4 protein-coding genes are annotated in these 6,052 nt (G+C 31.5%); all 4 read right to left on the reverse strand.

What is annotated here, in order from left to right:
* Positions 1 to 7 precede the first annotated feature (7 nt).
* Entirely contained in the window at positions 8 to 211 is a 204-nt protein-coding gene (locus HMPREF3046_RS07605) for a DUF6501 family protein (protein ID WP_070718288.1), read from the reverse strand.
* 34 nt (positions 212 to 245) lie between these two features.
* The gene (locus HMPREF3046_RS07610; protein WP_070718274.1) at positions 246 to 1,055 is read right to left on the reverse strand and encodes a VOC family protein; all 810 of its coding nucleotides are present in this window, start codon (positions 1,053 to 1,055) and stop codon (positions 246 to 248) included.
* Positions 1,056 to 1,738: 683 nt separating this feature from the next.
* Complete coding sequence (gene odhB, locus HMPREF3046_RS07615) at positions 1,739 to 3,046, reverse strand: 2-oxoglutarate dehydrogenase complex dihydrolipoyllysine-residue succinyltransferase (protein ID WP_070718277.1); 1,308 nt, start codon at positions 3,044 to 3,046, stop codon at positions 1,739 to 1,741.
* Positions 3,047 to 3,057: 11 nt separating this feature from the next.
* Positions 3,058 to 5,865, reverse strand: coding sequence for a 2-oxoglutarate dehydrogenase E1 component (locus tag HMPREF3046_RS07620; RefSeq protein WP_070718280.1), 2,808 nt, complete (start codon positions 5,863 to 5,865; stop codon positions 3,058 to 3,060).
* Between the last annotated feature and the right edge of the window lie 187 nt (positions 5,866 to 6,052).

Consider the following 6,052-nt stretch of genomic DNA (forward strand, 5'->3'; position numbering starts at 1 on the left):
AATGTATTTAAACTTCTTTAAAATAATCTTTGTAATAACCACCTACTAGACCAGAGTTATCAATGATTTGATAATATTCTTCAGTTTCATTGATGACATCATATTGTTTTCCAATAGTAAGCATATCTGATACTGTGAATTTTTTTGCATCAGTATTAACTACCATCACTTGTTTAATTGGTGTGCGTGATTTCCAATTTTCATGTAACATTCCCATTTTAAATCCTCCAATAAAATGATTTATATTAATTTTTTTCTAAAGTATATATGAAAGAGATGCCGCTACCTTCAGTAATGCGTAACGATTGAGCATCACCTTGATTTAATATTTGATAAGGAATACCTATTTCATCCAGTTCTTCTCGTGCATGTTCAAAGTCTTCAGTTGAATTTGTACTGAATTCAATTTGTTCCACAATTCCTTCTTCTTTTAATTCAACTTGTTCATTAGATTGATATAAATGAATTTCCCCACCAAGTCCACCATCTCCGATTTTAAATACTTGGACAGTTTGATCAGAAAATTCAGTAGATTCATATTCAGCATAATGCGTTAAATTAAATACATTTTTAAAGATAGAAGTTGTAACCAATAATTCGTTTACTTTAATAATTACTGGTCCCAATCCTTGAATTTGATGAAGAGGATTAACAGCACTTTCAAATGTGGGTGTGCCTAATCCAACGCCAACATTCAATTCATTGGAATAGATATCAAAAATTTGATGATTATCATCTTTAAAATTAAAGTGCTGATTACCGTTTAATTCAGTGATTGAACTAAATTGAATATTATTTTTTTCTAATATTTGTTGGTATTCTTCTAAACCAGCATTCGATGGTGTTCTTAATCCCACGCTTGATATATGTACATTTCTATAATTAGGATTAGGAACTTCTACAAAGTGAAGTCTTGTACCAGGATTTAATTCAGCATCGCCAAAACGTAATGCCTGTCTCTTTGTTGCAACATTAAGACCTAAAATATTATGAAATAAATTCTGTGTTTTTGAGAGATCACTTGTTCCAATCGTAACACTTCTTAGTCCACTCATTCATCGACACTCCCATTTATATATCTTTTCTTAATTATTATAACGTATTTTATAAATGAATAATATGTTGAACTCTTAAATAAGAGAGTTGTTTTTTATTATAAAATATACGTAAATAAAAATGTTATAAATAATTAAAGTATGTATAATAAATAAGATATTTATAAGATAATATATATATCGTTCCCCTCCCCTGCCTTGTTACATATAGATAGGGGGTATGTCATAGGTTATTTAACTGTTTGAAAATGAAATTGAAAAATTATATGAAGTTCGTTTTTTAAATTATTGTAGCTTTAATGACTATTATTTTTTTATGAATTCTTTTGTAATATCCTTGAAAATATTTTCTGATTTTTTGTCCAACTACAGTACTTAATTTATCATTTTATACTTGTTAGCCTCTGCTTTGGAAAAGTCATAAATGGATAAGGAGGTATGCACTTCTCTACTATTTTTTATATTCTCATTGTTATGATTCATTTACGTTATCTCCTTTTATTTCTATATTACATATTTATTTTTAAGTAATGATAATATCGGAATATTTTAATGTAATTGTTTTTTTAAAGCTAATATAACTAAAATATAAAAAAAGTAGAATAAATTCATTATGAATTTATTCTACTCTATATTAATTTATGATTCAGATTTCAATATATTTAGCTCTTTAATAAACTGAATTAAGATTCTAATAATAAGTCTTCTGGGCTCTCGATAAGCTCTTTAATTGTTTTTAAGAATCCAACTGCTTCTTTGCCATCAATAATTCTATGGTCATAGCTTAATGCAATGTACATCATCGGTCTGTTCTCGATTGTATCTTTATCAATAGCAATTGGACGAGTGATAATTGAATGCATACCTAAGATAGCAGCTTGATTACCATTAATAATTGGTGTACTCATCATAGAACCAAATACGCCACCATTAGTGATGGTAAATGAACCATTTACCATATCATCTAATCCAAGTTTTTTATCACGTGCTTTTACTGCTAAATCTGCAATTGATTTTTCTAGTTCAGCAAAGTTTTTCTTATCACAATCTCTAACGAATGGTACTAATAATCCATCATCTGTTGAAACAGCAATACCAATATCATAGTATTGTTTAGTAATCATATCTTCTCCATCAATTTCAGCATTAACTTCTGGATATTTTTTGAGTGCTGCTACTGCTGCTTTAGTAAAGAATGACATAAACCCTAATTTAGTACCGTCATGATCTTTAATAAATTGTTCTTTTTTACGTTTTCTTAATTCCATTACATTTGTCATATCAACTTCATTAAATGTTGTGAGCATTGCGGTATTATTAGATACTTCTAATAATTTTTTTGCAGCTGTTTTCTTTCTTCTAGACATTTTTTCACGAATCACTGGTTTATTAGGAGTATTAGCAGTTGATTTTTTAGATGATACTTGTTGTGAATTAGGTTGAGTATTTTGATTAGGTTGACTTGGTTTTTGACTATTATCAACATCTTCTTTTCTTATCACATCGCTGTCTTTTCCAGCTACTTCATTTAAATCAATACCATTTTTACGAGCGTGACGACGTGCTGATGGTGTTGCATTCACTCTTTTATTGTTGATTGATTCTGAATCGTCATTTGAACTTGTATCGCTACCTTGTGCTTCAGTAGAAGTGCGTTGTGTTGAATGATTAATTTCTTCATGATCTGTTTTTGTATTTTCATTTTCAGAATTTGAATCGTTATTTTGCGATTCGCTTGAGCTATCTGTACTACCTGTACCTTCACCGACAATTGCAATAGCTTGGCCCACTTCTACCGTGTCGCCTTCAGATGCAAGTTGTTCTTGAAGTATACCATCTTCTTCAGATACAACTTCAACATTCACTTTGTCAGTTTCTAATTCAAGAATAGCTTCTCCTTTTTCAACATTATCCCCTATGTTTTTTAGCCACTCTGCAACTGTACCTTCTGTAATTGATTCTGCTAATTCTGGAACTTTTACCTCTTCCATTATATTTCCCCCTAGTTATTTTTGATACTATTTTCAATAATTTTATGTTGAACAAGTTTGTGAATTTCTCCATCACCTTCGGCAGGTGCTGCACGTTGTATTCTACCCTGATAACTTAAATTATATTGATGTCCAACAATAGATTTAAGATATGGGTAAACAAATAACCATGCGCCTTGGTTTTTAGGTTCTTCTTGAACCCAAGCAACCGATTCTAAATTTGGTAATTCTTCTAAAGCTTTTTTAATGTCTTTCTCTGGGAAAGGATACAATCTTTCCACAGCAATAAGTTGTATATTTTCATTAGGTTCTTTTGCTAATATTTCTTTTAAATCAATAAACATTTTTCCAGAAGCTAAAATGACTTTTGTTACTTTAGCTTTTTGAGCATCTTCAACAATAATTGGTTTGAAACCGCCAGTTGTAAATTCCCTAATTGGCTTAGCCACTGTTTTATTTCTTAGCAAACTCTTAGGTGACATCACAATTAATGGTCTCATCGCTTCAGTATTTAAACTTTTAGCTTGTGCACGTAATAAATGAAAATAGTTACTAGAACTTGATAGATTGACCACTGTACTATTATTTTCAGCCGCCAGTTGTAAGAATCTTTCTAAACGCGCTGATGAATGTTCAGGACCTTGACCTTCAAAAGCATGTGGTAAGAATAAAGTTAGGCCACTACGCTCGCCCCATTTGGCTCTGGCAGATGACATAAAATTATCAAACATCATTTGTGCCATGTTTGAAAAATCTCCATATTGGGCTTCCCAAATATTCATACTATTTTTATTTTCAACATTATATCCATATTCAAAACCTACGACTGCAGCTTCTGATAATGGACTGTTATGTACTTCAAATGTTGCTTTTTGACTTGGTACATGGTGAAGCGGTGTATACGTATTGCCATTGTCTTCATCATGTAGTACAGCATGTCTGTGGCTGAATGTACCACGTTCACTATCTTGGCCTGTCAAACGAATTGATATGCCATCTTGAACAATTGTTGCAAAAGCTAATTGTTCTGCTTGAGCCCAATCAACTAGACCATTTTCATTTTCAAAAGGCTCTCTACGTTTTTCTAATACTTTATTTAATTTTCTAAATACATGGAAATCTTCAGGATAGTTCAGCATTGCATCATTAATTTCTTTTAAATGTTCAAAGCTAAAATCTTTTTCATCACTTTGTAAAGGTAACTGAAGTGATTTTGGTTTATTCATTGCAGTATTATTCATTTTATCTGATTTATCAATTTTATCTTGAGCAGTACGCATTTCTTTTTGTACAGAATCAATTATTTCAGACATTTGTTCTTTCGTTAAAATACCTTCATCTACAAGTTTATTTCCATAAATCACTTCAACTGAATCATGCTTTCTAATATTGTGATATAACGTTGGATTTGTAATAGATGGTTCATCCATCTCGTTATGTCCATATCGACGATAACCTACCAAATCAATGACAAAGTCTTTATGGAATTCTTTTCTAAATTCCATAGCAATATCAATTGCTTCAATTGTCGCTTCTACATCATCTGCATTCACATGAAGAATAGGGACATCATAACCCTTAGCGATATCTGATGAATACGTTGTAGAACGACCATCAATAGGTTCAGTTGTAAAACCAATTCGGTTATTTGTAATTATATGTAGCGCTCCACCAGTTGAATAACCCTCTAAATTACTTAAATTCATTGTTTCAAAGTTGATACCTTGACCAGGATATGCAGCATCTCCATGAATAATAATTGGCATAGCGTGATGGAAATCTGTAGTTGGTCCACCCGCATGATGTGTATCATCTTGAGCAGCACGTGTTTTTCCTATAACTACAGGTGCTACAATTTCTAGGTGACTAGGATTGTTTGCTAAAGAAATACGTTGTTCAATACCATATGAAGAAGTAGTTTTTACGCCACCCAAGTGATATTTAACGTCTCCTGTCCAACCAGCAGTGAGTTTTAAACTGCCATCTTCGGGTAAGAATTTCATTGGATCTGTGTGCATAAATTCTGAAATCATCATTTCATAAGGTTTTTCTAATACATGTGTTAAAACATTGAGACGTCCCCTATGTGCCATTCCAATTTGAATATTCTGAATGTTCTCTTGAGCAGCACGCTTCAATGTATGTTGTAACATTGGCACTAACGTATCTACACCTTCAATTGAGAAACGTTTTGCTCCAACAAAATTCTTATGTAGATATTTTTCAAAACCTTCAACATGGGCAAGTGTTTTAAATAAGTTGATTTTTTCATCCCTATTAATGGTAGCTTTATAAGGTGTTTCAATACGACGTTTTAGCCAAGTACGTTCTTTATTATTGTTAATGTGATTGTACTCAAACGCAATAGAGCCTTTATAACGCTTTTCCATACGCTTTAATGCTTCATAAGCATTATCGTATATATCACTAAAATGATCTGATACGATACCAGATGAAATATTTTCTAATGTCTCTTTATCTAAATTAAAATCTTCAATTTCTAATTTTGGGACATGCGTTCTCTTAGGCGCATTTACAGGATAAATATCAGCCTTTAGATGACCATATTGTCTAATATTATCGATTAATCGCATGACACGTTTGATTGTGCTATCATCTGCTGAAGTACCACTCCCATCTGTGGTAGACTTAGCTTTAATTTGTGCTTCGCCATTTTTTATTGTACTAAAAAGCACTTGTAAATCATCTGAGACAGAAGTTGGGTCTTGAAGATAATCATCATATAAATCGAGCATAAGACCCAAATTTGCGCCAAAATTTACTGGAGCTTCCGTAACATCCCTTTTATCCTTTGCCATATTTATACCCTCCACAAAATAGTTAAACCGCTTACAAAACTATCATAGCACTATTTTGACTATTGATAAAGACTATTGACTGAATATTATGTAAAAAGAAAAAAATTCAATAAAGATAAATTTTTTTAATTTTATATTAAAAAAACACAGATTATTATGGACTGACCCCAATTAGTGGGAATGATAT

It is taken from the genome of Staphylococcus sp. HMSC070D05 (assembly GCF_001815595.1).
GTDB lineage: Bacteria > Bacillota > Bacilli > Staphylococcales > Staphylococcaceae > Staphylococcus > Staphylococcus hominis.

Excerpts from the sequence above, each read along its gene's own strand:
- HMPREF3046_RS07620 (WP_070718280.1), bottom strand. The coding sequence starts at position 5,865 with ATGGCAAAGGATAAAAGGGATGTTACGGAAGCTCCAGTAAATTTTGGC.
- odhB (WP_070718277.1), bottom strand. The coding sequence starts at position 3,046 with ATGGAAGAGGTAAAAGTTCCAGAATTAGCAGAATCAATTACAGAAGGT.
- HMPREF3046_RS07605 (WP_070718288.1), bottom strand. The coding sequence starts at position 211 with ATGTTACATGAAAATTGGAAATCACGCACACCAATTAAACAAGTGATG.
- HMPREF3046_RS07610 (WP_070718274.1), bottom strand. The coding sequence starts at position 1,055 with ATGAGTGGACTAAGAAGTGTTACGATTGGAACAAGTGATCTCTCAAAA.